The organism is Janthinobacterium sp. BJB304 (assembly GCF_002735765.1).
Classification (GTDB): domain Bacteria; phylum Pseudomonadota; class Gammaproteobacteria; order Burkholderiales; family Burkholderiaceae_D; genus Janthinobacterium.
In genome coordinates this window covers 1-26,363 of sequence record NZ_PDZN01000038.1, presented here as the reverse complement: position 1 = coordinate 26,363, position 26,363 = coordinate 1, and the positions used below count along the sequence as shown (strand labels likewise).

General features: G+C 61.8%; 27 protein-coding genes. 17 read left to right on the top strand and 10 right to left on the bottom strand.

The features are described from left to right. Window positions 1–274: 274 nt before the first annotated feature. The 4 genes from CSQ95_RS28330 to CSQ95_RS28315 form a co-directional block, all read right to left on the bottom strand. The gene (locus CSQ95_RS28330; RefSeq protein ID WP_070218358.1) at window positions 275–700 is read right to left on the bottom strand and encodes a GNAT family N-acetyltransferase; all 426 of its coding nucleotides are present in this window, start codon (window positions 698–700) and stop codon (window positions 275–277) included. 60 nt (window positions 701–760) lie between these two features. Further along, window positions 761–1,756 carry an NADP-dependent oxidoreductase gene (locus tag CSQ95_RS28325; protein ID WP_099411923.1) on the bottom strand — a complete coding sequence of 332 codons (996 nt, stop codon included), beginning with the start codon at window positions 1,754–1,756 and terminating at the stop codon, window positions 761–763. Window positions 1,757–1,935: 179 nt separating this feature from the next. Continuing rightward, the gene (locus CSQ95_RS28320) at window positions 1,936–2,238 is read right to left on the bottom strand and encodes a Dabb family protein (protein WP_099411922.1); all 303 of its coding nucleotides are present in this window, start codon (window positions 2,236–2,238) and stop codon (window positions 1,936–1,938) included. 126 nt (window positions 2,239–2,364) lie between these two features. Then, window positions 2,365–3,543, bottom strand: a complete 1,179-nt coding sequence (locus CSQ95_RS28315) for an acetyl-CoA C-acyltransferase (protein ID WP_099411921.1) — start codon at window positions 3,541–3,543, stop codon at window positions 2,365–2,367. 228 nt (window positions 3,544–3,771) lie between these two features. Here CSQ95_RS28315 and CSQ95_RS28310 point away from each other — a divergent pair, with 228 nt between their 5' ends. Further along, window positions 3,772–5,472: an MFS transporter gene (locus CSQ95_RS28310; protein ID WP_099411920.1), complete on the top strand. Its 1,701-nt coding sequence runs from the start codon at window positions 3,772–3,774 to the stop codon at window positions 5,470–5,472. Between the two features lie 92 nt (window positions 5,473–5,564). Here the strand turns inward: CSQ95_RS28310 and CSQ95_RS28305 are convergent, their stop codons facing one another. Continuing rightward, entirely contained in the window at window positions 5,565–5,768 is a 204-nt protein-coding gene (locus CSQ95_RS28305; protein ID WP_070218363.1) for a hypothetical protein, read from the bottom strand. 115 nt (window positions 5,769–5,883) lie between these two features. After that, window positions 5,884–6,837: a LysR family transcriptional regulator gene (locus CSQ95_RS28300; RefSeq protein ID WP_099411919.1), complete on the bottom strand. Its 954-nt coding sequence runs from the start codon at window positions 6,835–6,837 to the stop codon at window positions 5,884–5,886. Window positions 6,838–6,933: 96 nt separating this feature from the next. Between CSQ95_RS28300 and CSQ95_RS28295 the strand changes: the two genes are divergently transcribed. The 3 genes from CSQ95_RS28295 to CSQ95_RS28285 all read left to right on the top strand — a co-directional run bounded on the left by CSQ95_RS28295 (window position 6,934) and on the right by CSQ95_RS28285 (window position 8,622). After that, window positions 6,934–7,173 (top strand): DUF2798 domain-containing protein, encoded by a 240-nt coding sequence (locus CSQ95_RS28295; protein ID WP_099411918.1) that lies wholly within the window; start codon window positions 6,934–6,936, stop codon window positions 7,171–7,173. 101 nt (window positions 7,174–7,274) lie between these two features. Continuing rightward, window positions 7,275–7,673 (top strand): VOC family protein, encoded by a 399-nt coding sequence (locus CSQ95_RS28290; RefSeq protein ID WP_099411917.1) that lies wholly within the window; start codon window positions 7,275–7,277, stop codon window positions 7,671–7,673. A gap of 100 nt (window positions 7,674–7,773) precedes the next feature. Continuing rightward, on the top strand, window positions 7,774–8,622 hold the full coding sequence (locus CSQ95_RS28285; protein ID WP_099411916.1) for an alpha/beta fold hydrolase: 849 nt from the start codon (window positions 7,774–7,776) through the stop codon (window positions 8,620–8,622). A gap of 146 nt (window positions 8,623–8,768) precedes the next feature. Here CSQ95_RS28285 and CSQ95_RS28280 read toward each other — a convergent pair whose 3' ends face one another. Then, window positions 8,769–10,856 (bottom strand): 3-hydroxyacyl-CoA dehydrogenase NAD-binding domain-containing protein, encoded by a 2,088-nt coding sequence (locus CSQ95_RS28280; RefSeq protein ID WP_099411915.1) that lies wholly within the window; start codon window positions 10,854–10,856, stop codon window positions 8,769–8,771. A gap of 618 nt (window positions 10,857–11,474) precedes the next feature. Here CSQ95_RS28280 and CSQ95_RS28275 point away from each other — a divergent pair. Genes CSQ95_RS28275 through CSQ95_RS28260 form a run of 4 tightly spaced genes read left to right on the top strand, consistent with a single transcriptional unit; the run spans window position 11,475 to window position 16,349 of the window. Next, complete coding sequence (locus tag CSQ95_RS28275; protein ID WP_257218259.1) at window positions 11,475–13,475, top strand: PAS domain-containing methyl-accepting chemotaxis protein; 2,001 nt, start codon at window positions 11,475–11,477, stop codon at window positions 13,473–13,475. Window positions 13,476–13,478: 3 nt separating this feature from the next. Beyond that, complete coding sequence (locus CSQ95_RS28270; protein ID WP_099411913.1) at window positions 13,479–14,303, top strand: protein-glutamate O-methyltransferase CheR; 825 nt, start codon at window positions 13,479–13,481, stop codon at window positions 14,301–14,303. Then, window positions 14,300–14,830 carry a chemotaxis protein CheD gene (locus CSQ95_RS28265; protein ID WP_099411912.1) on the top strand — a complete coding sequence of 177 codons (531 nt, stop codon included), beginning with the start codon at window positions 14,300–14,302 and terminating at the stop codon, window positions 14,828–14,830. The genes CSQ95_RS28270 and CSQ95_RS28265 overlap by 4 nt, the downstream gene beginning before the upstream one ends. After that, window positions 14,817–16,349 (top strand): chemotaxis protein CheW, encoded by a 1,533-nt coding sequence (locus tag CSQ95_RS28260; RefSeq protein WP_257218258.1) that lies wholly within the window; start codon window positions 14,817–14,819, stop codon window positions 16,347–16,349. Before CSQ95_RS28265 ends, CSQ95_RS28260 begins: the two co-directional genes overlap by 14 nt. A gap of 6 nt (window positions 16,350–16,355) precedes the next feature. On the opposite strand, the gene CSQ95_RS28255 is transcribed toward CSQ95_RS28260, so the two are convergent. Beyond that, on the bottom strand, window positions 16,356–18,008 hold the full coding sequence (locus tag CSQ95_RS28255) for a 3-(methylthio)propionyl-CoA ligase (RefSeq protein ID WP_099411911.1): 1,653 nt from the start codon (window positions 18,006–18,008) through the stop codon (window positions 16,356–16,358). A gap of 137 nt (window positions 18,009–18,145) precedes the next feature. Between CSQ95_RS28255 and CSQ95_RS28250 the strand changes: the two genes are divergently transcribed. From CSQ95_RS28250 to CSQ95_RS28220, 7 genes are all read left to right on the top strand, one after another. Next, complete coding sequence (locus CSQ95_RS28250; RefSeq protein WP_099411910.1) at window positions 18,146–19,702, top strand: YdiU family protein; 1,557 nt, start codon at window positions 18,146–18,148, stop codon at window positions 19,700–19,702. Window positions 19,703–19,711: 9 nt separating this feature from the next. Next, on the top strand, window positions 19,712–20,113 hold the full coding sequence (gene msrB, locus CSQ95_RS28245) for a peptide-methionine (R)-S-oxide reductase MsrB (protein WP_034756083.1): 402 nt from the start codon (window positions 19,712–19,714) through the stop codon (window positions 20,111–20,113). A gap of 74 nt (window positions 20,114–20,187) precedes the next feature. Beyond that, the gene (locus CSQ95_RS28240) at window positions 20,188–20,817 is read left to right on the top strand and encodes a septation protein A (protein ID WP_099411909.1); all 630 of its coding nucleotides are present in this window, start codon (window positions 20,188–20,190) and stop codon (window positions 20,815–20,817) included. Then, window positions 20,814–21,116 carry a BolA family transcriptional regulator gene (locus CSQ95_RS28235; protein ID WP_225317325.1) on the top strand — a complete coding sequence of 101 codons (303 nt, stop codon included), beginning with the start codon at window positions 20,814–20,816 and terminating at the stop codon, window positions 21,114–21,116. Before CSQ95_RS28240 ends, CSQ95_RS28235 begins: the two co-directional genes overlap by 4 nt. Before the next feature lie 113 nt (window positions 21,117–21,229). Further along, window positions 21,230–22,009, top strand: a complete 780-nt coding sequence (locus tag CSQ95_RS28230; RefSeq protein ID WP_070218374.1) for a peptidyl-prolyl cis-trans isomerase — start codon at window positions 21,230–21,232, stop codon at window positions 22,007–22,009. A 111-nt stretch (window positions 22,010–22,120) separates the two neighbouring features. Next, window positions 22,121–22,897 carry a peptidylprolyl isomerase gene (locus CSQ95_RS28225; protein ID WP_034756072.1) on the top strand — a complete coding sequence of 259 codons (777 nt, stop codon included), beginning with the start codon at window positions 22,121–22,123 and terminating at the stop codon, window positions 22,895–22,897. A gap of 176 nt (window positions 22,898–23,073) precedes the next feature. Continuing rightward, window positions 23,074–23,754, top strand: coding sequence for a DNA alkylation repair protein (locus CSQ95_RS28220; protein ID WP_099411908.1), 681 nt, complete (start codon window positions 23,074–23,076; stop codon window positions 23,752–23,754). Here CSQ95_RS28220 and CSQ95_RS28215 read toward each other — a convergent pair. Beyond that, on the bottom strand, window positions 23,717–24,412 hold the full coding sequence (locus tag CSQ95_RS28215; RefSeq protein WP_099411907.1) for a TetR/AcrR family transcriptional regulator: 696 nt from the start codon (window positions 24,410–24,412) through the stop codon (window positions 23,717–23,719). The two genes, CSQ95_RS28220 and CSQ95_RS28215, sit on opposite strands and share 38 nt — an antisense overlap. A 107-nt stretch (window positions 24,413–24,519) precedes the next feature. Between CSQ95_RS28215 and CSQ95_RS28210 the strand changes: the two genes are divergently transcribed. Then, on the top strand, window positions 24,520–25,218 hold the full coding sequence (locus CSQ95_RS28210; protein WP_180279198.1) for a DAPG hydrolase family protein: 699 nt from the start codon (window positions 24,520–24,522) through the stop codon (window positions 25,216–25,218). Window positions 25,219–25,224: 6 nt separating this feature from the next. Here the strand turns inward: CSQ95_RS28210 and CSQ95_RS30250 are convergent, their stop codons facing one another. Continuing rightward, the gene (locus CSQ95_RS30250; RefSeq protein WP_099411906.1) at window positions 25,225–26,118 is read right to left on the bottom strand and encodes a GNAT family N-acetyltransferase; all 894 of its coding nucleotides are present in this window, start codon (window positions 26,116–26,118) and stop codon (window positions 25,225–25,227) included. A 167-nt stretch (window positions 26,119–26,285) separates the two neighbouring features. Here CSQ95_RS30250 and CSQ95_RS30245 point away from each other — a divergent pair. Continuing rightward, the coding region (locus CSQ95_RS30245) for a neutral zinc metallopeptidase (protein WP_257218260.1) at window positions 26,286–26,363 on the top strand (78 nt) is incomplete at its 3' end.

The window sequence follows — 26,363 nt, the reverse complement described above, 5'->3', positions numbered from 1 at the left end:
CGGGGCCTAAGGGCGGATACGGCATCCAGTTACCCGGTCTTGATATGCCTACCAAGATTTTGACAGCGGTCGATACCGTTCGCAATACCACGAACGGCATGAGGGGAATAATACAAGGTCGGATTAGGCCGCAGGCCGTAATCCGACAACACCTGATGGTGCTGGTGGTGTCGGGTTACACGCTTCGCGCTAACCCGACCTGCCATGGCCGCCACAGGCCTGCGTAGGTCGGATTAGGCCGCAGGCCGTAATCCGACAACACCGGAAGCACCGTTTAAAACACCAGCCGCATCTCCACATGCGCAATTCCCGCCTCTTCAAACACCTCCCCCTGCTGCACGAAACCGTGGCGCGCATAGAATGGCGCGGCCACGGTTTGTGCGTTCAGCACCACCGCCGCATCACCGCGTTCGCGCGCCTTGTCCATCAGCAAGGTCAAAATGGCGCCGCCCACGCCCGTGCCGCGGCCCGGCTGGCGCACGGCCATGCGACCGATGTGGCCATCGGGCAATAGCCGGCCCGTGCCGACGGCATTGCCCGCGTCGTCATAGGCCACGGCATGCAGGCAGACGGCGTCCATGTCGTCGAGCTCGATCTCGGCCGGCACTTTCTGTTCATCGACGAAGACTTCAAAACGGATGGCGGTGGCATCAAGGCCCAGGGTGGCCCAGTCGCCGAGGCGGATGGTGTGCTTGGTCATGGTGTAAGGTAAAAAGAGACAGGCCGTTATTGTCGCACGGCCTGCCTTTCGAGAGGGAGATCAGCTGAGCTTGACCAGCTGCTTGCCGAAGTTACGGCCTTTCAACAGGCCGATGAAGGCTTCCGGAGCGCTGGCCAGGCCCTCGGCCACGGATTCGCGGAATTTCAGCTTGCCCGTCGCCACCAGGGTACCCAGTTCCGCCAAGCCTTGCGGCCAGAATTCCGGCTGCTCGGAAACGATGAAACCGCGCATGGTGAGGCGGTTGGTGAGGATGAAGCGCGCATTGTTGAGCGGCGTCGGTTCGCCGTTGTAGCCGGCGATCCAGCCGCACAGGGCCACGCGGCCAAACGCGTTGGTGCGGGCAAGGGCCGCGTCGAACACGGCGCCGCCCACGTTTTCAAAGATGGCGTCGATGCCGTCCGGCGTGGCCGCTTCCAGGTCGGACGCCAGATTGCCCGCCTTGTAGTCGACGCAGGCATCAAAACCCAGCTCCTCGACGACATATGCACATTTCTCCGCGCCGCCCGCGATGCCGACCACGCGGCAGCCTTTCAATTTCGCCAGCTGCCCCACGACGCTGCCCACGGCGCCGCTGGCGGCCGATACCACCACCGTTTCGCCCGCTTTCGGCGCCATGATCTGGTTCAAGCCATACCATGCCGTCATACCCGGCATGCCGACGGAACCCAGGTAGGCCGACGCGGGGATGTGCGTCGTATCGACCTTGCGCAGCATCGTGCCATCCGACACGGCCACTTCCGTCCAGCCCAGGGTCCCCACCACCGTGTCACCCACGGCGAACTTTGGATGCTTCGACTCGAGCACCACGCCCACCGTGCCGCCGATCATGGTTTCATCGAGCGCTTGCGGCGCCGCATAGCTTTTATTCGTGCTCATGCGCCCCCGCATGTAAGGGTCCAAGGACAGATACTGGTTACGCACCAGCAATTCACCCTCCTTGATGGCTGGAATTTCTTTGGTTTCCAGACGGAAGTTATCCGGCTGCACTTCTCCCGTGGGACGCGAGGCGAGGACGATGCGTTGGTAGGTGGTCATGAAGGCTCCTGTCAATAAAGTTGATGGCTAACATTGATATTCACGACACCGAACAAAACCGTAGCGAGCGGAAGGGAGAGGTGGCCGAGAAGCGCAACCGTACCGAAGTACGGGGCCGCCGAGGCGGTGAGCATCGCAGGCCACCTATACCGACGCGCAGTAGGTTTGGTTCGGTGTCACTACACTTCGTAATCCATACACTGCCGCGCTTCGCGCACGGCCCCAAAAAACGGCTTGATCTTCACGTGCTCGGGGTGGTTCTGGTAGGCATCGAGCGCTGCGCGGCTGGCGAACTCGCTGTACAGGACGATGTCGTAGGTCGCTTCCAGGCCAGGCTGGGCCACGGCCGCCTCGAATTTCACGATGCCGGGAACCAGATCCGAACAGGAATCGAGCAGGGCTTTCAGTTTCAGGGCATTCGTGGCGCGGTCGGCGCCTTCGGCGTGGTCTTTGAGTTTCCAGAAAACGATGTGCTTGAGCATGATGGCAGGCTGCTTGTTTATAAATGAAGCATTACTGTACCCGCTATCGGCGTGCCTTGCAGAAAGTGAGCTGCAAAAGAAAACGGGCGGCCCTGGAAGCCGCCCGCAGACTGGGTTTGATCTACATCACAGCACTTCAAACAGCCCGGCCGCGCCCTGACCGCCGCCGATGCACATGGTCACCACCACGTATTTGACGCCGCGGCGCTTGCCTTCGATCAAAGCGTGGCCCGTCAGGCGCGCACCCGACACGCCGTACGGGTGGCCGACGGCAATCGCGCCGCCATTGACGTTCAGGCGGTCCATGGGGATGCCCAGGGTGTCGGCGCAATACAGCACTTGCACGGCGAACGCTTCGTTGAGTTCCCACAGACCGATGTCGGCCACCGTCAAGCCCGCCTTTTTCAGCAGTTTCGGAATCGCGTAGACGGGGCCGATGCCCATTTCATCGGGTTCGCAGCCGGCCACGGCAAAGCCGCGGAAGATGCCCAGCGGCTGCAGGCCTTTCGCTTCGGCCACTTTCGCGTTCATCACGATGGCCATGGACGCGCCGTCGGAGAACTGGCTGGCGTTGCCGGCGCTGATGACGCCGCCGGGCATGGCGGGGCGGATCTTCGCCACGCCGTCATACGTCGTGTCGGCACGGATGCCTTCGTCGGCGGCAATCGTCACTTCGCGCGACACCAGCATGCCGCTGGCCTTGTCGGCCACGCCCATGACGGTGGTCATCGGCACGATTTCCGCGTCGAACAGGCCGGCGGCCTGGGCCGCGGCGGCGCGCTGCTGGCTTTGCGCACCGTAGGCATCCTGGCGCTCGCGCGAAATCTGATAGCGCTTGGCCACGGTTTCGGCCGTCTGCAGCATGGGCCAGTAGACTTCCGGCTTGTGCTGCTGCAGCCAGACTTCCCTGTACATATGCGTGTTCATTTCATTTTGCACGCAGGAAATCGACTCCACGCCGCCGGCCGCATAGATATCGCCTTCGCCCGCGATGATGCGCTGCGCCGCCAGGGCGATGGCCTGCAAGCCCGAGGAACAGAAGCGGTTGACGGTCATGCCGGCCGTGGTGACGGGGCAGCCGCCGCGCAAGGCCACCTGGCGCGCGATATTGCCGCCCGTGGCGCCTTCGGGGAAGGCGCAGCCGACCAGCACGTCTTCCACTTCTTCCGCCTCGATGCGCGCGCGCTCGATGGCGGCCGCCAGTACATGGCCGCCCAGGGTGGCGCCATGCGTCATGTTGAACGCGCCCTTCCAGGACTTGGCCAGGCCCGTGCGGGCGGTCGATACGATGACGGCTTCATTCATGCTGTGTCTCCTTGTGGGGATATTATTGGGTGGGGTATCTGCGGAATGAGAATAGCACATTTAAGTACGGTCGTTCGCAAAGTTGGAATGATCGGCAATTTGTAAGCTTGGTGTAAGTTTCAAGCAAGCATGACGTAAGGTTCGGAGAACACACTCGCCCCAAGCTGTTGCAAGAATGGTCAAAAAGACCTCGGCACCAGTTCACTATAAAACATAGGGAGACAAACCATGGCATCACCATCCGGCTCGGCCGACGTACGGAAAATGTCCACCAAGGGAACGCCGATTACGCCCGAGGAACGCAAGGTCATCTTTGCATCCTCGCTCGGCACCATTTTTGAATGGTACGATTTTTACCTGTACGGTTCGCTCGCATCGATCATCGCCAAGCAATTCTTCATCGGCGACCCCACTACCACCTTTATTTTCGCGCTGCTGGCCTTTGCCGCCGGCTTCATCGTGCGTCCGTTCGGCGCGCTGGTCTTCGGCCGCCTGGGCGACATGATCGGCCGCAAGTACACTTTCCTGATCACGATTCTGATCATGGGCGGCTCCACCTTCATCGTCGGCTTGCTGCCGGGCCATGCGTCCATCGGCATCGCCGCACCGATCATCCTCGTCATCCTGCGCATCCTGCAAGGCCTGGCGCTGGGCGGCGAATACGGCGGCGCAGCCACCTATGTGGCCGAGCACGCGCCTGAAGGCAAGCGCGGCGCGTTCACGGCGTGGATACAGACGACGGCAACGCTGGGCTTCTTCCTGTCGCTGATGGTCATCCTGGGCACCCGCCTGGCGACCGGCGAGAAGGATTTCGAGGCGTGGGGCTGGCGCATTCCCTTCCTCGTTTCCGTCATCCTGCTCGGTATTTCCGTGTGGATCCGCCTGGCCATGAATGAATCGCCGGCGTTTGCCAAGATGAAGGCCGAGGGCAAGACCTCGAAGGCGCCGCTGACGGAAGCGTTCGGCAAGTGGAAAAACCTGAAGATCGTCATCCTGGCCCTGATCGGCCTGACCGCCGGCCAGGCCGTCGTCTGGTACACGGGCCAGTTCTACGCCCTGTTCTTCATGATCCAGACCCTGAAAGTGGACCTGGCCACGGCCAACGTGCTCGTCGCCATCGCCCTGCTGCTGGCCACGCCATTCTTCCTGTTCTTCGGCAGCCTGTCCGACCGCATCGGCCGCAAGTACATCATCCTCGGCGGCTGCCTGATCGCCGCTGCGACCTATTTCCCGATCTTCAATGGCCTGACCCACTTCGCCAATCCGCAGCTGGAAGCTGCACTGAAGAACTCGCCAGTGGTGGTGGTCGCCGATCCTGCTTCCTGCCACTTCCAGTTCAACATGACCGGTACCAAGAAGTTCCCGTCGTCGTGCGACATCGCCACGGGCTTCCTGTCGAACAGCTCGGTGAACTACACGAAGGAAGACGCGCCAGCGGGCAGCATCGCCAAGGTACGCATCGGTGCGAAGGAATTTACGTCGTTTAACGCCGTCATGACGCCGGACGGCCTGAACTTCGATGCCGAGAGCAAGGCCCATGAAGCAGCGCTGAAGAAAGAAATCGGCGCCGGCATCAAGGAAGCGGGTTACCCTGCGAAAGCCGATCCGGACCAGATCAACAAGCCGATGGTCGTCTTGCTGCTGTTCATCCTGGTGCTGTACGTGACCATGGTGTATGGCCCGATCGCCGCCATGCTGGTGGAAATGTTCCCGACGCGTATCCGTTACACGTCGATGTCGCTGCCCTACCATATCGGTAACGGCTGGTTCGGCGGCTTGCTGCCGACCACGGCCTTCGCGCTGGTGGCCTTCAAGGGCGATATCTATTACGGCCTGTGGTATCCGATCGTCGTCGCCCTGGCGACTGTCGTGATCGGCACCCTGTTCGTCAAGGAAACCAAGGACAACAATATCTACGCCGACGATTAATCCGATGCAAGCCCTGTCCGCAAGGCAAAACGCCGCTGACTGGTCAGCGGCGTTTTTTTTATGCAGCGTATGCGGCGCAGGCGGCGGCAAGCCTATTTTTCGCTCTTGCCCTTTTTCAGCTGGTCGCGCTGCTGCACGTATTCCTGGTAGCTGGTCTGGTTGCGCTTGCGGCAGGCGTTGCGGTCGTCGAAATTATTGAGGCTGTTGCAATACTCGCCGATCTTGTCCCGGTTTGCGTCATACAGTACTTCACAGCCAGTGATGGCCAGCAAGAAGGGAACGATCAGATATTTCATTGCTACTCTCATGGATAGGGACGGATTGCGCGAAAAAACACCAGATTGCCCACTGGATAAGCGGGCAGCTTTATCTTAACGCGATCCTGGCGAAAAGTACAAGCGCTCGGTATTACTAAATAGAAAGGATTCCCGGCGTGCCGCGAGCCAGGGCAGCCACCTCATCGGCACCGGCATCCTCATTCAACAGCAGGTTGGCCGCCGCAAACGCCGCCAGGTGCTCGAGCAACACGCGCACGCGGGCCGGCAGGTAGCGCCGCTGCGTCCACACGGCATACACGTGGCGCGGCTGCGGCATCCAGTCGGGCAAGACGCGCACCAGGCTGCCACTGTCCACTTCCTCGCGGCATTGCAGCAGCGGGCACAGCAGGATGCCGATGCCCGCGTCAGCCATTTCCACGGCCAGGCGCATTTCGTTGACGCGCAGGCGCGCCTGCGGTTCGATCACCATTTCGGCGCCGTCGCCGGGCCGCCGCAGCCGCCAGCTGCGCAGCGGTTCGGCCACGATCAGCTCGTGCTTTTCCAATTCCTGCAAGTCGCGCGGCACGCCGGCGCGCGCCAGGTAAGCGGGCGCGGCCACCATCACCAGCGCGGCACTGCCCAGCCGGCGCTGCATCAGCGAGGAATCGTCGAGCGCGCCCACGCGGATGGCCAGGTCGGCGCCGCTGCCCACCAGGTCTTGCAGCAGGTTCGACAGTTCCAGCTCCAGGCGGATATCCGGATACTTCTGCATGAAACTGACCCAGGCCGGCGTCAGCAAGCCGCTGGCGAAGTTGACGGGCGCCAGCACGCGGATGCTGCCCGAAACGGCCGACAGGCTGGCGTCGAGCTGCTGCGTCGCCTGCCGCAAGGCGTGGACCAGGGGACGGCACTGCTCGTAGTATTGCCAGCCTTCCGCCGTCGGCTGCAGGCGGCGCGCGCTGCGGTTCAGCAAACGGTAGCCAAGCTGGCTTTCCAGCTTTTGCAGCCGTCGCGTGACGGTGGCGGCGGGCAAGTCTTCCTTGACGGCCGCCGCATGCAGGCTGCCCGCCTCGACAATGGCGACAAATAAGGCTAAATCATCAAGCATGATTGCATTTTCGGAATTTGAAATTAAAAATATGGTTCTAGTATAGATTGCTGCAAGTTGTTACGCTGCATATCTTCACCATTTTGAAAGTGTCCCATGTCCGACGCCCTGCGCCTGCGCTGCGTATTTGCCTTCCTGATGTCGCTGCTCATGACCCTGCTGATGAGCGCCTGGGTGACCTGGCTCAATATCGGCCTGCAGGCGGACTTCCTGCCCCGCTGGCGCCATGCCTTCTTTGCTGCCTGGCCCGTGGCCTTCTGCGCCGTGATGCTGTTCGCGCCCCGCGTGCAGCTGATGAGCCGCAGTATCGTGGCGCGGCTCGCCCGCCACCCTTAACCGGCAGTCAACCAGCAACGGTATCACTCGGTCACTGCCGCCCACGGCCGCCCTGATCCGGGCTATGCTATGGCCGTCCTGTTTTTTACAGCGGAGTGCCCATGCTCGATCACGTATCCCTCACCGTCAGCGACCTGGAACGCGCCGAGCGCTTCTACGACGCCGTCTTTGCCGCGCTCGACGTGCCCAAGGTAGGCAGCGACCATGCCAACGCCTGGATAGGCTACGGCGAGCGCAGCGATGCACAGCACCCCGAGCGCAGCTACTTTTCCGTGCGCCTGGGCCCGCAGCCCGACGACGCGCCGCGCCGCCACTGCTGCTTCAAGGCCCCCTCGCGCGCGGCCGTGGAAGCGTTTTGGCAGGCCGGACTGGCGCATGGCGGCATCGACCTGGGCGCGCCCGGCCTGCGCCACTATCACGCCAGCTATTACGCGGCCTTTCTGTTCGATCCGGACGGCCACCGGATCGAAGCCGTCTGCCACCGCGCCGAGGCCGGCTGACAGGTGGGGAAATCCGGCTCTGTTCGGCATTTCCACTTCGAGACGATTTGCCTATAATGGCTGGCACGCCATACCGGTCCGTGAACAAAGAAGGAGATTCATGCATCATCTATTCGTCGGCCGCCCCGCGCGCACCATGCTCCTCTCCAGCGCCGGCTTGCTGCTGGCAGGCTGTTTTTCGGGCTGCTCTCTGTTTCCATCCGCCCCGGCCACGCCAGGCGTGCCGGCCACTGCGGCCCTGCCCGACGCCAGCATCGCGTATACCCTGAGCGGCCAGGACGGCTTGCCCGTCGTGTTCCAGTCGGCCATGGGCGACGGCAAGGATGTATGGGCCAAGGTCGTGCCGGAAGTCGCCCGGCAGCACCGCGTGCTCGTCTACGACCGCCCCGGCTATGGCGACAGCCAGAAGACCACCACGCCGCGCGATCCCTGCACCATTGCCGCCCAGCAGCGCGCCCTGCTGGCGCAAGCGGGCCTGAAGCCGCCGTATGTGCTGGTCGGCCATGGCCTGGGCGGGCTGTACCAGTATGTGTATGCCCGGCTGTACCCGCAGGACGTGGCCGGCCTGGTCCTGCTCGACCCCACGCACCCGCAGCAGTGGCACCGCCTGCAGACGGACGCGTCCACCTACGCCATGCTCGTGAAGACGCGGCGCAAACTCATGTTCAACAGTACGGAATCGGCCGAATTCGATGCCCAAACACAATGTCTGCAGCACGTCGACATGAACAGCCCGCTGCGCGTGCCCGCCATGCTGCTGGTGCGCGACAAGTTCGGCATCGAGGAAATGGGTTCGTTTGAAAACGTCGTGCGGGCGCAGGAAAAGGATTGGCAGCGCCTGTCCGGCGCGCCGGCCATCGAACGCATCACGGGCGCCGGCCACTACATCCAGAAAGACAACCCCGTCATCGTCAACGAGGCGGTCAAGATGGTGGCGAAGAAGAAGTAAACATGCTTGCTGGTGTCCGTGATGGTGTCGGATTACGCGGCGTGCGCCGCTAATCCGACCTACGCCTCTACGAGGGCTCAAGAGCCGGGTAGGTCGGATTAGCGTGGCAAAGCCGCGCGTAATCCGACAATATTGTTGGCGTCGGCTTAGCTATTAAAACCCTTGCCCTCGCCTGCCAGCTTCACCAGCAGGGGCGCCGGCGTCCACGCTTCGCCGTGGCGGCCTTTGGCGTAGCCATTGATGGTATCGAGCACGTTCGGCAAGCCCACCGTGTCCGCGTAGAACATCGGGCCGCCGCGGAACAGCGGGAAGCCGTAGCCCGTCAAATACACCATGTCGATATCCGAGGCGCGCAGGGCGATGCCCTCTTCCAGGATGCGTGCGCCTTCGTTGACCAGCGCATACACGAGCCGTTCGACGATTTCCTGGTCGCTGATCTTGCGCCGCGTCACGCCGATGTCGGCGGAATGCTGGACGATCATCGCATTCACCTGTTCCGACGGATACGCCTTGCGGTCGCCCGCCTTGTAGTCATACCAGCCGGCGCCCGTCTTCTGGCCATAGCGTTTCATTTCGCACAGCAGGTCGGCCGTCTTCGAATACGTGACGTCCGGCTTTTCCACGTAGCGGCGCTTGCGGATGGCCCAGCCGATATCGTTGCCGGCCAGGTCGCCCATGCGGAACGGACCCATGGCAAAGCCGAATTTCTCGACGGCCTTGTCGACCTGCTCCGGCAAGCAGCCTTCTTCCAGCAGGAAACCGGCCTGGCGGCTGTATTGCTCGATCATGCGGTTGCCGATAAAGCCGTCGCATACGCCCGAGACGACGCCCGTTTTTTTCAGCTTTTTCGACAGCGCCAGCGCCGTCGCCAGCACGTCCTTGCCCGTTTCCTTGCCGCGGACGATTTCCAGCAGCTTCATGACGTTCGCGGGGCTGAAGAAATGCGTGCCGATCACGTCTTGCGGACGCTGGGTGAACGCGGCGATCTTGTCCAGGTCCAGGGTGGACGTGTTCGAGGCAAGGATGGCGCCCGGCTTCATGACGGCGTCAAGCTGCTTGAAGACGGTTTCCTTCACGCCCAGCTCTTCGAACACGGCTTCGATGACGATGTCGGCTTGCGCGATGTCGGCATACGCCAACGTGCCGGAAACGAGCGCGATGCGCTGCTCGGCCTTGTCCTGCGTCAACTTGCCCTTCTTGACCGTGTTTTCATAATTCTTGCGGATCGTGGCCAGGCCCTTGTCCAGCGCTTCCTGCTTCGTTTCCAGCAGCATCACGGGAATGCCCGCGTTGGCGAAGTTCATGGCGATGCCGCCGCCCATGGTGCCGGCGCCCACGATGGCCGCGCTGGCGATCGTGCGCACGGGCGTGTCGGCCGGCACGTCGGGCACTTTGCTGGCGACCCGTTCGGCAAAGAAGGCGTGGCGCAGGGCTTTCGATTCCGGCGACTGCACCAGTTGCATGAACAGTTCGCGCTCGTACTTCAAGCCATCGTCGAATTTCATCGTCACGGCGGCCGCCACGGCATCGACGCATTTCAGCGGTGCGGGGAACGGGCCGGACATGGCCTTGACCGTATTGCGCGAAAACTGCAGAAACGCTTCATGGTTCGGGTAGTCGACCTTGCGCTCGCGCACTTTCGGCAGCGGACGCACGTCGGCCACCTTGGTGGCGAAGGCCACGGCGGCGGCCAGCAAGTCGGCGCCGGGGGCGATGACTTCGTCGAACAGGGCCGTGCCGGCCAGTTTTTCGGACGCGACGGGCGTGCCCGAGACGATCATATTGAGGGCCATTTCCAGGCCCAGCACACGCGGCAGGCGCTGCGTGCCGCCCGCGCCCGGCAAGATGCCGAGTTTGACTTCCGGCAAGGCCATCTGCGCGCCAGGCGCCGCCACGCGGTAGTTGCAACCGAGCGCCAGCTCCAGGCCGCCACCCATGCAGACGCTGTGGATCGCTGCCACGACGGGCTTGGTCGACTGTTCGACGACGTTGATCAGGGTGTGCAGGGTCGGTTCCGTGAGCGCCTTGGGCGAATTGAATTCCTTGATATCGGCGCCGCCCGAAAAGGCCTTGCCGGCGCCCGTGATGACGATGGCTTTGACGGACTCGTCCGCCAGCGCCTGGCGGATGCCGGCCACGGCGGCCGTGCGCGTCGCCAGGCCCAGACCATTGACGGGCGGATTGGCCAGGGTAATGACGGCAACGGCGCCGTTCACTTGATATTCAGCACTCATGTCTCTTCCTTATTGGTTTTGCTCAACGTATGAGGTGGTTGCAAGGGATGAAGCTTTACTATACCGCATAAAAGAACGCTCGTATTATTTTTGTCGTGTGCGCGCGGCCGCCAGCATGCTGCGCCATGGTACAACATCGTTTGCGGATCGATTCTGCTGCAAGCAGCAAACTCCAGCAGAAGCTATCAATTGGATATTCATTCAAATAACAAAACCGCAATAATAATAACGGCGTTTTATTATGCGAAGGAATGCGTTTGTGATATGCCGGCATGGGGTAATTACGACAATTCTTATATTATTTATTCCCTCCCCTTGTTTTTCGCCAGACGCTGGGGAATAATAAAATTATTGATTCAAATCAATACTCTACAATTTATCTACTATAGGGCCAAGCGCAGAAAAAACATGGGCGGCAGTTCATTGCGCACATTCTCACCGATTGTCACCAAATCACGGCCGATGCAATGACATTTTTGCCCTATACGGATAGCAAAAAAATAATAACAGCAGCCTTATCGCCCCCATTCCTCTTCTCACATCGAAGGACATACTATGGACGCAGCCAGCCATGTCAGCCCCACGCGGGATCTGGACTTAGAAGCGATAAATACTGCATTGAACCGTGTCCAGGCCGTCATCGAATTCGAACTCGACGGCACCATCCTGCATGCGAATGACAATTTCCTGCGTGTCGTCGGATACAGCCTGGCCGAGGTGCAAGGCAAGCACCATGCCATCTTCTGCGATCCCGAGTATGTAAAAACGGTCGAATACGCCAACTTCTGGGCCAAACTGGCACGCGGCGAATTCGACCAGGGCGAATACAAGCGCCGCGCCAGGGATGGCCGCGAAGTGTGGATCAACGCGTCGTACAACCCCATCCTCGACACGGACGGCAAACCGTATAAAGTCATCAAGTTCGCCACCGACATCACGGCCAGCAAGCACCGCAACGCCGATTATGAAGGCAAGATCGACGCCATCAGCAAGGCCCAGGCCGTGATCGAGTTCCGGCTCGACGGCACCATCATCCGCGCCAACGACAATTTCCTCAAGTCCGTCGGCTACACGCTCGACGAGATCGAAGGCAAGCACCACCGCATGTTTTGCGAGCCCGAGTACGCCAAGAGCGAGGAATACGCGCAGTTCTGGCAAAAACTGGGCAAGGGCGAGTTCGACGCGGGCGAATACAAGCGCGTGACCAAGGACGGACGCGAAATCTGGCTCAATGCCTCGTACAACCCCATCTTTGACGCGGAGGGCCGCCCCTTCAAGGTGGTCAAGTTCGCCAGCGATGTGACGGCCCTGAAAAAGCGCAATGCCGAATACGAAGGCAAGGTCAGCGCCATCGGCAAGGCGCAGGCCGTGATCGAATTCGACATGCAGGGCAAGGTGCTCGATGCCAACGGCAATTTCCTCGCCGTCATGGACTACGACTTGAGCGATATCCAGGGCGAACACCACCGCATGTTCTGCGAGCCCGAGTATGCGGGCAGCGCCGAGTACAAGAAATTCTGGCAAAAGCTCAACCGGGGCGAATTCGACGCGGGCCGCTACAAGCGCCTGGGCAACCATGGCAAGGTGGTGTGGATACAAGCGACCTACAACCCCATCCTGGACCTGAACGGCAAGCCGTATAAAGTGGTCAAGTTCGCCATCGACATCACGGACCAGGTGAACCTGGAAAACAGCATCCAGGCCAAAGCCGCCAACGACAGCCGCAAGGTCAATGCCCTGCTCGACTCGGTGGCGCGCGCGGCGCAAGGCGACCTGACCTGCCATATCGTGCCCGAAGGCGGCGAACCGATCGATTTGCTGGCCGGCGGCATCAGCAAGATGATCGTCGACTTGCGCGGCGTCATCGGCAACGTGGTATCGGCGGCCAACGGCTTTGCCGAGGCTTCGCACACCATCGCCGAACGGGCCACGGGCGTGGCCGTGGGCACGCAGGCGCTGGGCGCCACGGTGGAAGAAATGAACGCCTCCATCGACGGCCTGACGTTTTCCATCAATTCCATCGCGGAAAACACCTCGAACGCCGATTCGCTGGCGAAAGCCACGCAGCAGGAAGCGGAATCGGGCGCGCGCGCCGTCGCCAAGTCGATCGAGGCGATGGACCTGATCAACCGCTCGTCGGAAGACATCGGCGAAATCGTCAAGGTCATCAGCGAAATCGCCAACCAGACCAACATGCTGGCCTTCAATGCGGCCATCGAGGCGGCGCGCGCGGGCGAGCACGGCCTGGGGTTTTCCGTCGTCGCCGACGAGGTGCGCAAGCTGGCCGAGCGTTCCTCGCAGGCGACCAAGGAAATTTCCAAGCTGATCAACGAATCCGTCAAGCGGGTGTCCACCGGCAGCGAGATTTCGCGCCAGGCCAGCGACGCCTTCGACAAGATCGTCTCGGGCGTGGCGAAGACCACCCTGGCCATTTCCGATATCTCGAAGGCGGCCAACGAGCAGCTGCTGACGGCGCGCGAAGTGTCGACGGCGATCCAGTACATCGCCGAGGAAACGGAAAAGTCGGCCGCCAACTGCGACAGCATCGCCCGTTCGACGGATGGCTTGAACGAGCGCGCGGGCAGCCTGAACCAGACTGTCTCCGGCTTCGTGGTGTAGGCCATGAGCCACGCGGCCACCTTGACGCCCGAGGTGCTGACGACCCTGATCGCGCTGGTGCGCCAGCATACGGGCATCGCCATGACCGCGCGCAAGAGCGTCTTGCTGGAACGACGCTTGCAGCCACGGCTGCAAGCGCTGTCCCTGCACAGCTACCAGGCTTACCTGGACCGGGTGGCCAGCGACCGCGACGAGGTGGCCCATTTCATTGACCTGGTGACCACCAACGACACCCTGTTCTTCCGCACGCCGCAGGTCTGGGATTACTTCCGCGACCGCTACCTGCCCGCCTGGGCGCGCGCCCATCCCGACGGCTGCCTCGCCATCTGGTCGGCGGCCGCCGCCAGCGGCGAGGAGCTGTATTCGATCGCCATGCTGTGCGAGCAATTCAAGCTGCAAGTGCCCGCCTTCCGCTATCAGATCCTGGCCAGCGACATTTCGCAGCAGATCCTCGCGGCGGCGAAGGCCGGCCAGTACAGCGGGCGCTCCGTCGAGCGCATCCGGCTGTCGCACCCGGACTTGCTGCGCAAATATTTCTCGCCCGCGCCATATGGCGTCAAGGTCAACGACGAGCTGCGGCAGCACGTGAGCTTTGCCCAGCATAACTTGCTCGAAGCGCTGCGCCCGGCGCGCCAATTCGATCTGGTGTTCCTGCGCAATGTACTGATTTATTTCGACGCGGAGCACCAGGAAACCGTGCTGCGCCAGGCCCGCCTGAGCCTCAAGGATGAGGGCCGGCTGATCCTGGGCGAGTCGGAAACGATCGCCCGCCTCGGTACCGGCTATCAGTTCGAGTTTCCCATGATTTACAAGGCGGGCAGCGCATGAGCATCATCATCGAACATGGCCTGGCGCCGCACCATGTTGGCATGGGGCAACTTAGCGTCGGTACGCATGGCGAGCAGCTGCAAGCGCTGCTCGGCTCCTGCATCGGCATCGGCTTCATCTGGAAGAACGGCCCCTGCTGCGGCCTGGCCCACTGCCTGCTGCCGGAAGCGCCGGGCGCCGACAGCAGCCTGGGGGCGCGCTATGTGAGCCAGGCCGTGCCTTCGCTGCTGCGCCTGATGGGCGTGCGCCAGGCCGATTACGCCGATATCGAGGTGGTGCTGGCGGGTGGCGCCAGCATGTTCGGCCCCGCCCACGTGCATGGCCGCCTGCAGGTGGGCCGGCAAAACGCGGAGGCGGCGCAAAAATACCTGGCCCAGTGCGGCTTGCACGTCAGTTTTTGCGCGCTGGGAGGCCGCCACGGCCGCCAGCTGCTGATCGATTGCGCCCGGCACAGCTACGCCGTCACCGAGGTGGTGGCGCCACCCGAATTGATTCCACGCAAGGAAGGCGCATATGGATATGCATGAAGCGACGGGCTTGCAGGCCCATGGCGCAAGCGACACGGCCGCCGAACTGTTCGGCTCCTTCCACCTGGGCGGCGATGAATTCGCCCTGCCCGCCAGCTGCATCCGCGAAGTGGTGAACTACCCGGCGAAAGTCACGGCCCTGCCCCTGTCGCCCGCGTATCTGGAAGGCATGTTCACCTTGCGTGGCAGCGTCATTCCGGTGGTCAACCTGGGGCGCTTGTTCCGCGCCGATGCGCCGCGCGCCGTGGCCACGGACAAGATCGCCATCCTCGATTTCCAGCAAGTGCTGATCGGCATCGTCTTCCAGGATACGGGCGAAATCCTGCGCGTACCCGCCAGTGCGCGCAGCGCCCTGCAATATGCGGCCGGCGACAGCCAGGCCGTCATCGCCGGCACGATCCTGCTCGATGGCGGCGCGCGCCTGCTGCAGATACTCGACCCGCACGCCCTGCTGCGCATCGAAAACGTGCCCCACGTACTGGCCCTGCAGGCGACGGGGGCCAAGCTGAGCACGGCCCGCTACCATGCGCAAAGCGAACGCCGCCAGTGCGTCAGCTTCCATGCGGCCGGCGCCACGTTCGCCTTCGAGATGCTGGCCATCCAGGAAATCATCAAGGTGCCGGAACTGCACAGTTCCCTGCTGAACAACGAACTGTGCCTGGGGCGCATGCATTTCCGCGGCAACCAGGTGGCCGTCGTCGACTTCGGCGCCCTGCTGCAGGCGCCTGCGTACGGCAAGGCGGCCAGGGAAGCCACGCCGGACCAGCGCGTCATCGTCGTGCGCCTCGACGGCACGACCGTGGGCTTCCTCGTCGACTCCGTCGACAGCATCGTGCATTTCTTTGGCGACGAGGTGTTGCCGATTCCCCTGCTGAGCAAGGCGCGCGCCGCCATGTTCGCCGGCTGCATCACGAAAGAGGGCTTGGGCGACATCATTTTCCTGAACCACAAGGACATCCTGTCGCAGGCGGAGATCGTCGAGATGCGCGACGGCCACGCGCGCCTGTACCCGGCCGACACGGAAACGGGCGCCGCCACGCACAAGGCGCGGCGCCGCGTCTACATCACGTTTACGGTGGAAACCCGCTTCGCCGTGGAAATCGGGCAAGTGCGCGAAATCATCGATTTCAGCCACGCCATCACCACGCCGCCGGGCATGCCGGCCTGCATGCTCGGCATGCTCAACTTGCGTCAGCAAATGATCAGCATCATCGATCTGCGCCAGCTGTATGCGATGCCTGCCCTGCCGGACGCGAGCAGCGGCAAGATCTTGATCGTGGAACGGGGCGCCGAACGCTACGGCTTCCTCGTCGACCACGTCGACAACATCATGACCATCTCGGACAGCCAGCGCTTTGCGGCGCCGCAAATCATCCGCACGGGAGAGCATGACGACTTGCGCAGCGAAATGGATGAAATGATCGACATCGGCACGGAGGCGCAGCGCCAGACCCTGTCCGTCTTCCAGTGCGATCATCTGCTGGAAAAGCTGGGGTCGGCGCTGCCGCAAGCGGCCTAGGATTCCTTACATCCCCGGCAACTGGTGTCCCTTGAACTGCTCGCGCAGCTTGTTCTTCTGGATCTTGCCCGTGGCGCCCATGGGCAAGGCGTCGATGAACAGCACATCATCGGGCGTCCACCACTTGGCGATCTTGCCCTCAAAGAACTGCAGCAAGGCGTCGCGCGTGACCGTCATGCCGGGACGCAACACCACGACGAGCACGGGACGCTCGTCCCATTTCGGGTGGAACACGCCGATGCAGGCCGCCTGCAGTACGGCCGGGTGCGCCATGGCCAGGTTTTCCAGGTCGATGGTGCCGATCCACTCGCCGCCCGACTTGATCACGTCCTTGCTGCGGTCCGTGATCTGCATGTAGCCGTCCGCATCGATGGTGGCCACGTCGCCCGTGGGGAACCAGCCATCCTGCAGCACCTCGCCGCCCTCGTTCTTGTAATACGAGGAAATGATCCACGGTCCCTTCACCAGCAAATGGCCGTAGGCCACGCCATCCCATGGCAATTCCTTGCCGTCGTCGTCGACGATCTTCATGTCCACGCCATAGATCGCATGGCCCTGCTTGTGCAGGATATCGCGCTGCGCTTCCTTGTCCATGGCCAGGTGCTTGGTCTGCAAGCCGCCCGTGGTGCCCAACGGCGACATTTCCGTCATGCCCCAGCCATGGATGACTTCCACGTCGAACTTGTCGATCAGGGTATCCATCATGGCCGGCGGGCACGCCGCGCCGCCGATCACCGTGCGGCGGAAGGTGGAAAATTTCAGGTCATTCTGCAAGGCATAGTTCAGCAGGCCCAGCCAGACCGTGGGTACGCCGGCCGAGAACGTCACTTTTTCCGATTCGAACAGTTCGTACAGCGACTTGCCGTCCAGCGCCGCGCCGGGAAACACCATGCGCGCGCCGGACAGCAGCACGGAATACGGCAAGCCCCAGGCGTTCACATGGAACATGGGCACGACGGGCAGCACCGTGTCGGTGGCGCGCACGTTCAGGGCACTGGGCATGGCCGACGCATACGCGTGCAGCACGGTCGAGCGGTGCGAATACAGCGCGCCCTTGGGGTTGCCCGTCGTGCCCGAGGTATAGCACAAGGCGGCGGCCGAGTTTTCATCGAACACGGGCCATGCGTACTCGTCGGAATGCGTGTCGATCAGGTCTTCATAGCACAGCAGGTCGGGAATGCTGCTGCTGGCGGGCATGCGGTCGCGGTCGCACATCAGCACGAAATGGCGCACGAAGGTGCAATCGGCGGCGATCTTTTCCACCACGGGCAGGAAGGTCAGGTCGAACAGCAGCACCTGGTCTTCCGCGTGGTTCGAGATGTAGGCGATCTGCTCGGGAAACAAACGCGGATTGATGGTGTGCAGCACGGCGCCCGAGCCGGACACGGCATAATAGGCTTCCAGGTGGCGGTAGCCATTCCAGGCCAGGGTGGCGACCCGGTCGCCCATGCCGACACCGAGGCCATGCAAGGCATTCGCCAGGCGCCGCGTGCGCTGGTGGCAATCGCGGTAGGTATAACGGTGCAGATCGCCTTCCACCCGGCGCGACACGATTTCGCCGCAGCCATAATGACGCGCTGCAAACTCGATAATGCTGGAAATCAGCAGGGGCTGATTCATCATCTGGCCCATCACTGGACTCAAGGGGAATGCCGACATCGTGTCTCCTGGGGGGGGCTACTCGGTTATTGTTGGAATTGACAGATTTTTCCTAGTTTCGTACGGTCGTGCGGAAATCGTCAACGCATTTCGATATTGCACTGCAGCATGGAATTTTTGATTCCGTTTCCAGCCGCATGGGCGAGCGCCACGCGCCTTGGCGTGGTGCGGTAAAATCGCATTCCAGGCTGGCGCACCTTGCCGGTCCATCTTATTTGACTGGAATTGCCATCACCGCTCATACCTTACCACTGGATAACGCCTTTGCGGCCTTGCCGCCCGCGTTCTATACGCGCTTGATGCCCACTCCCCTGCCCGCCCCATATTTCGTGGCCGCCAGCGCCGCCGCCGCCGCCTTGATCGGCCTCGATGCGGCGCGCCTGGCCGAGCCCGGCTTTGTGGCGCTGCTGGCCGGCAATACGGTTGCCGAGCGCTCGCAGCCCCTGTCGGCCGTGTATTCGGGCCACCAGTTCGGCGTCTGGGCCGGCCAGCTGGGCGACGGCCGCGCCATCCTGCTGGGCGATATCGCCACAGCGAGCGGCCCCATGGAACTGCAGCTGAAAGGCGCTGGCGCCACGCCGTATTCGCGCATGGGCGACGGGCGCGCCGTGCTGCGCTCGTCCATCCGCGAATTCCTGTGCTCGGAAGCCATGGCGGCGCTCGGCATTCCCACCTCGCGCGCGCTGGCCATCATGGGTTCGCAGCAAGGCATCATGCGCGAAACGGTGGAAACGGCGGCCGTCGTCACGCGCATGGCGCCCACGTTTGTGCGCTTCGGCTCGTTCGAACACTGGTTTTACCGCAAGCAGCCGAACGAACTGAAAATCCTCGCCGATTACGTGATCGACAGTTTTTATCCCGAGTTGCGCGCCGCAGCAAATCCATATCAAGCCTTGCTGGCGGAAGTGTGCGTGCGCACGGCGCACATGATCGCGCAATGGCAAGCCGTCGGCTTCATGCATGGCGTGATGAATACGGACAATATGTCGATCCTGGGCCTGACGCTCGATTTCGGCCCGTTCGGCTTCATGGAAGCGTTTGATGCCGAACACATCTGCAACCATACGGACCAACAGGGCCGCTATTCCTACGCCAACCAGCCGCAGGTGGGCCACTGGAACTGCTACGCGCTGGGCCAGGCCCTGCTGCCGCTGATCGGCGAAGTGGAACTGGCGCAGGCGGCGCTGGACAGCTACCAGCCGGCGTTCGCGGAGAAGATGAATAGCTTGCTGCGCGCCAAGCTGGGCTTGCAAACGAGCCAGGACGGCGATACGGCCCTGTTCGACAGCATGTTTGCGCTGATGCAAGCCAATCATGTGGATTTCACGAATTTCTTCCGCGCCTTGTCTACACTGCAGGTAGCGGCGCCCGAACATGACACCATGTTGCGCGACATGTTCATCGACCGCCCCGCCTTCGATACGTGGGCAGCGCAATACCGTGCGCGCCTGATGGCGGAAAAGAGCGTCGATGCCGAACGGCAAGCGGCCATGAACGGCGTCAACCCGAAATACGTGCTGCGCAACTATCTGGCGCAAGTGGCCATCGAGAAAGCCCAGCAGCAGGACTACACGGAAGTGGCGACATTGCTGGAAATATTGCAAAAGCCATTTGACGAACAGCCCGAACACCAGCACTATGCGGCCCTGCCGCCCGACTGGGCCAGCCACCTTGAAGTCAGCTGCTCATCCTAAGGAGTCATTATGACCACGAATAAAGTCAAGAAAACCGACGCCGAATGGCGCGCCATGCTCGACTCGATGCAATACGAAGTCACGCGCCACGCTGCCACGGAACGCGCGTTCACGGGCAAGTTCTGGGACCACCACGAACACGGCGTCTATACCTGCGTCTGCTGCAACACGCCCCTGTTCGCCTCGGACACGAAGTTCGATTCCGGCTGCGGCTGGCCCAGCTATTTCCAGGCGCTGGACCCGGCGAATGTCACGGAAATCGTCGACCGCAGCCACGGCATGGTGCGCACGGAAATCGTCTGCGCCGTCTGCGACGCCCACCTGGGCCACGTCTTCCCGGACGGCCCGCCGCCGACCGGCTTGCGCTATTGCATCAATTCGGCCTCCTTGCGCTTCGATCCGCAGCCTTGATCTGGCGATGGCTTGGGCGTTGCTCCTAAGCCATTCCTAAGATGATTCTAATAAGACCAGTGTAAAGTCTCGCCATGAAATTTCTATTCGACCTATTCCCCCTGATTGCCTTCTTCACCGCCTTCAAATTGGGCGGCATGTATGAAGCGGCCACGCACGATTTCGTGCAGCAATATTTGTCCGGCTTCGTGTCTGGCGGCCTGATCAAGGCCGACCAGGCGCCGTGGATACTTGCCACCCTCGTCGGCATCGTCGCCACGGCTTGCCAGGTCAGCTATCTGCTGCTGCGCGGGCGCAAGGTGGACGGCATGCTGTGGCTGTCGCTGTTCATCTTTGTCGTGTTCGGCGGCGCCAGCATCTATCTGCATGACGATTTCTTCCTGAAATGGAAGCCGACCCTGATCTACTGGCTGTCCGGCCTGGCCCTCTTGATTGCCCACGTGGGTTTCAAGAAAAACCTGATCCGCAAGACCATGGAAGCGCAAGTGCAATTGCCCGATGCCGTCTGGAACCAGCTGCTGGCCGCATGGATCATCTTCTTCGGCGCCATCGGCGCACTGAACCTGTTCGTCGCCTTCGTGCTGTACAAGGGCGACATGGCCGCCTGGGTCAGTTTTAAAGCGTTTGGCGCGACGGGCATCTTCTTTGCCTTCATCGTGGCGCAAACCCTGTTCCTGGCCAAACATATCAAGGAAGACGCATGATGAGCTCCACCACTGAAAACACCGCGCCGGAAACGCGCATGCAGCGCATTCGTACCCGCCTGGAAACGGCACTTTCCCCTCTGGAATGCGTGCTGGAAGACGACTCGGCGCGCCACCGGGGCCATGCGGGCGCCGCCTCGGGCGGAGGCCATTACAATCTACGCATAATTTCTAGTCAATTTGAGGGGCTCAGACTCGTCATGCGTCATCGACTGGTGTATGATTCCGTGCACGATATGATGCATAATGAGATACATGCATTGGCGATTGTGGCCCTGGCGCCGTCCGAAGTAGTGTAAGGGCGGCGTTTTTGGCGTACCGGGGCAACTTGGTATGCCATTTGCCGCAAGCGCCATGCACGCGTTTTCTTCCCATGCGTTTTTTACGAAACTTTCCCTAACAGGATTTAATAATGACTTTTAAGCCAGCCCGCTTGCTGATCGCACTACTCGCCGTTGTCGCGGTACCTGTTTTTGCGCAAAATGTTGCCGTTGTTAATGGCAAGCCTATCCCATCGTCGCGCGTTGATGCAGTCGTCAAGCAAGTCGTCGCCCAAGGCCAGCAACCGGATTCGCCGCAACTGCGCGAAATGATCAAGAAAGACTTGATCGGCCGTGAAGTGCTGATGCAAGAAGCGGAAAACAAAGGTTTCGGTAAAGATGCAGCCGTCAAGCAGCAAATCGAGAACGCACGCCAAGCCATCGTCATCAACGCCCTGGTCGGCGACTACCTGAAAAAGAACCCGGTCAACGACGCTGAAATCAAGGCCGAATACGACCGCTTCGTGGCGCAGACCGGCGACAAGGAATACCATGTTCGCCATATCCTCGTGGGCACCGAAGCAGAGGCGAAAGACATCATCGCCAAGCTGAAAGGCGGCGCCAAGTTCGAAGATCTGGCCAAGCAATCGAAAGATACCGGCTCGGCCGACAATGGCGGCGACCTGGACTGGGCAGCCCCTTCGTCGTTCCCGAAAGTGTTCTCGGACGCCTTCGTGAAACTGCAAAAAGGCCAGGTTACCGACACCCCGGTGCAAACGCCTAACGGTTTCCACGTGATCAAGCTGGACGACACCCGCGCGGCAAAACTGCCGACCCTGGAAGAAGTCAAGCCACAGATCGCCGAAGCGCTGCAGCAAAAGAAATTGCAAGCGTATCAGGAAGAAATGATCAAAAAAGCGAAAGTTCAGTAAGAACTGACCTCCCCGGCGCCCTTTTCGGCGCCGGTCGTGTATTCTGCGCCTGAATGCGCACTGCGCGCCAGTCGCGTATATCGATTTTTAGTATATTTATTAGGAATGAACATGATTTTGAAGCCAGCCCGCCTGATCTTAGCCCTGGTCGCCGTCGTCGCGATCCCTGCGTTCGCGCAAAACGTCGCCACCGTGAATGGCAAGGCCATCCCATCGTCGCGCGTCGACCAGGTCGTCAAGCAAGTCGTCGCCCAAGGCAAGCAAGCTGATTCGCCGCAATTGCGCGAAGCCATCAAGAAAGACCTGATCGGCCGCGAAGTGCTGATCCAGGAAGCCGACAAGCAAGGCTACGGCACGCGTCCGGAAGTCAAGTCGCAGATCGACAATGCCCGTCAAAGCATCATCATCAATGCTCTGCTGGCCGACTACGTCAAGAAAAACCCTGTCAAGGACGCTGAAATCAAGGCCGAATACGACAAGTTCAAGGCACAAGCGGGCGACAAGGAATACCATGCACGCCACATCCTGGTGGCCACCGAAGCGGAAGCGAAAGACATCATCGCCAAGCTGAAAGGCGGCGCCAAGTTCGAAGAACTGGCGAAAGTGTCGAAAGACGGTTCCGCAGCCAATGGCGGCGACCTGGACTGGGCTAGCCCGGCTTCGTACGTCAAGCCATTCTCCGACGCCATGGTCGCCCTGAAGCCAGGCCAGGTCACGCAAACGCCCGTGCAATCGCAATTCGGCTTCCACGTGATCAAGCTGGAAGAAACCCGTCCGACGAAGCTGCCGGCACTGGAAGAAGTCAAGGGCCAGGTAGCCGAGTCGCTGCAACAGAAAAAACTCGCCGCCTACCGCGATGAGTTGATGAAGAAGGCCAAGATCCAGTAAAAACGCCTGATATAAGCTACTGCGCGTCGCACTTTGCGGCCTGCGATGCTCACCGTACCTTCGTACGGCTGCGCTTCTCGGCCACAAATCGCTGCCGCTCGCTACGCTTCTATCAGCCGTTTGGCTAGCTGGACAAGAGCGCTCCCTGGAGCGCTTTTTTTACGCCTGGAGATGCCATGAATCTACATGCAGAATTGAAAGCCGCGCTGGAAGCAGCCGCCGATCCGGGCCGTGCGGCACCCATGCAGGCCTACATGCGTGACCAGTTCGTTTTCCTGGGCGTGGCGGCACCGCAGCGGCGGCTGGCCGCCAGGGGCTTGCTGGCGGGCTTGAAAGGCGTGGGGGCCGAGGTGCTGCTGGAACATGCGCAACTGCTGTGGCAGCAGCCCGAGCGCGAATACCAGCACGTGGCGCTCGACATGCTGGCCCTGCACCGGGGACAACTGGGCGTCGAACACCTTCCCGCCCTGCTCGGCCTGGCGCGTCAGCGCGCGTGGTGGGACAGCGTCGACGGCATGGCGGGCATCGTGGGCGAGGTGCTGCAGGCGGAGCACCGGCGCGGCGGCGATGGCCATGCGCACATGGATGGCGCCTTGCGCCACGAGGACTTCTGGCTGCGCCGCATCGCCATGCTGCACCAGCTGGGCTGGCGCGCCGGCACGGATGCCGGCTGGCTGTTCGGCGCGGCGCTGGCGCTGGCCCACGAAGACGAGTTTTTCATCCGCAAGGCCATCGGCTGGGCCTTGCGCGATTACGCGCACCACGCGCCGAGAGAGGTGCTAGCTTTTGCCACAGAGCACCGCCAACGGCTCTCTCCCCTCAGCTACCGCGAAGCGCTGAAGCACCAGCGACCTTGAACGACTGACCGCCCAGCAATCGCAGCGCCGCGTCGATACGGGGCGCCGCATCCCAGGCCGGCACGGGCGCCAGCAAGCCCAGCGCCATCTGCCGCAGCGGCTCGGCGATCACCATGGCCAGCAGCAAGCCGGCCAGTTCGTGCCCATCGTGCCCATCCTGCAGCACCAGATGGCCGCGCGCCGCCTGGCGCTGCAACCACTGGGCCAGCAAGGCCGTGCCCCGCTCGATGCCGTTGCGCTGATACACGGCCAGCAAATCGGTGCGCGCGGGAAACTCCGTGCACAGCAGACGGAACAGGCCCACGGCGTCCGCCGTCAGCACGCGCCCCGCCATCGCCTGCAAGACCTCCTTCAATAATGGCAGCACTTCGCCGGGCCCAGCCGCATCGTGCGCCATGGCCGGTACAAAGGCGTCCGTCCAGCCGCGCACCACCAGGGCCACGAGTTCCTCGCGGTTGGCCGCGTACTGATACAGCGACTTCTTGGCCATGCCCGCGTGGCGCGCCACCGCTTCCATGGTCGTGGCCGCATAGCCTTCGTGCAGCAGCAGCCAGGTGGCCGCGTGCACGGCCGCCTCGCGCGCTTCTTCGGGCGGGCGCGCCGGACGGCCCCGTCCACGCACAGCCTTGCTCTCTGCCTTGCTCTCTTCTTCCTGCATGCCGGCTCCAAGCTTGATCGAAGGGCAATTTTACACTGAAACACATTTAGGAAACGTAATACGTTTCTTTAATATATAATGGCTTCACCCAAACAAAGGAGAACGACATGACGAAGCATATTGAATTCCCATGGAGCATCACCGGTACGGGCGACTTGCTCGACCCGTTCCCGCTGCACCTGGAAACGGGCATCACGCGCCTGGAAAATGGCTGCCTGCTGGTGGCGGCGCGCACGGAACTGCACGGCTGCAGCGGGCGCATGCTGGACTGGTGGTTTACATTTTTCGAGACGACGCAGCACATCAAGTGGTGGCATCCGCACGACCACGTGGCCCATCACGGCTGGAACAATGCATGGAAAAAGGGAGAAAGCTATTACGGCGCCTCGATCGAGGCAGTGGAGTCGCTGGGCGATATTCCACCCGTGAAAGCCAAGCTGAAGTTCCATGATCCGAAGGAAGTCTTTGACCCGGTGCAGCTGCAGCAGGCACGCGACAGCGGCGCGCTGTCGGCCGCCATCTGCGCGCGCATCGGCTTCGGCGAGCACGTGCAACTGGACCCGCAAGGCGACCCGCTCGATGGCGAAATGCTGCACCTGACGCGCGACACGCCCACGGGCTGCGTGCTGCGCAGCCGCTTCTTGCTGGGCCGCAATAGCCTGGACCCCGTACGCGACGTGCCCGACGTGCTGGGCCTGAATTTGCTGCGCCATTGCTACAGCGAATTTACCTATCTGTCGCGCTTTTTACCGTCGCTGTATTACGGCGAGCATGCCAACGGGGAACAGGCGCCGCTGCCTTGGTAGCCTGCCTTACAGCCGCTTGTGCATGCGCGCCAGCGGCAATTTGATCGCGTTGGGCAAGTCGAGGTGAAAATCTTCCGTGACGGCAAAGCCGCTGGCCAGGTACAGCGGCACGCCGGGCAAGGTGGCGGCCAATTCCAGCGCCGTAAAACCCGCGGCCCGTGCCTGCCGCTCGCAGTGGCGCATCAGCATGCTGCCCAGGCCCTGGCGCGCCGCCGCCGGTTCCACAAAGAAGGCGCGGATGCGGCCAGGCTGGCTGGCCGGATCGAGCAACGGGTCCGGCCCGCTCTTCGCGCGGTCGGCACCGTACAGGGTGGCGCGCCGGCTCCAGCCGCCGCAAGCCAGCATGACGCCGTCGCGTTCGATGATGAAATACGTCCGGTCGGTAACGAGCTGCGTATCGACGCCGAACACGTGGCGCGTCACGGCCTCGGCCTGTTCCTGCGTATAAAACCCCGCGCTCAGCGCCACGCCGGAACGGGCGATCAACGCGTTCATGGCAGGCACATCGGCCGGCAGCGCCACGCGCAGGCGCGTCAATGCGCCAAAGCTGAACCAGGCACGGCGGATGCGGCCCTGCTCCACCTCATAGGTCGCCACCAGTTCCTGTGTCGACACCCCATCGTCCGTGTCGCCATGGACGATTTCATGATCGATCACCAGCTTGCCGCAGGCGATGCGGTTGAGCAACTGCGCCTGCGGTTTGCTGGCGGCGAAGCGCGCCGTGAAGCGGGGGCCGATTTGCGCACTGCCTTGGGCCAGCAAGGTATCGGGATGCTGGAATTGCTGTGCGTCATCGGCGTAAATGGCCAGCAAGGCCGCCACGTCGTGGGCATTGTAGGCGTCCAGTTGCGCCTGGACCACCGCCGTGGGCGAAATGCGTGTATCGTTGGCAAGCGCCATGCGTGTACCTGTTGTGGAGTCGATGGAAAGTTGCAAAGGGTAACATTGTCGCCCCTGTCGCGGCGTAGTTTACTGCGATAATAACAAGATTCGTCGCAAGTGGCATATTCAGGCGTCATCCATCAACCGTAGAGCGCAATCGCACAAACACAGCAGGAGTAAATATCATGAAATGGGAAGGCAATCGCGAAAGCGACAATGTGGAAGACCGGCGCGGCGAAGATGGCGGCGGTCTTCCACATTGT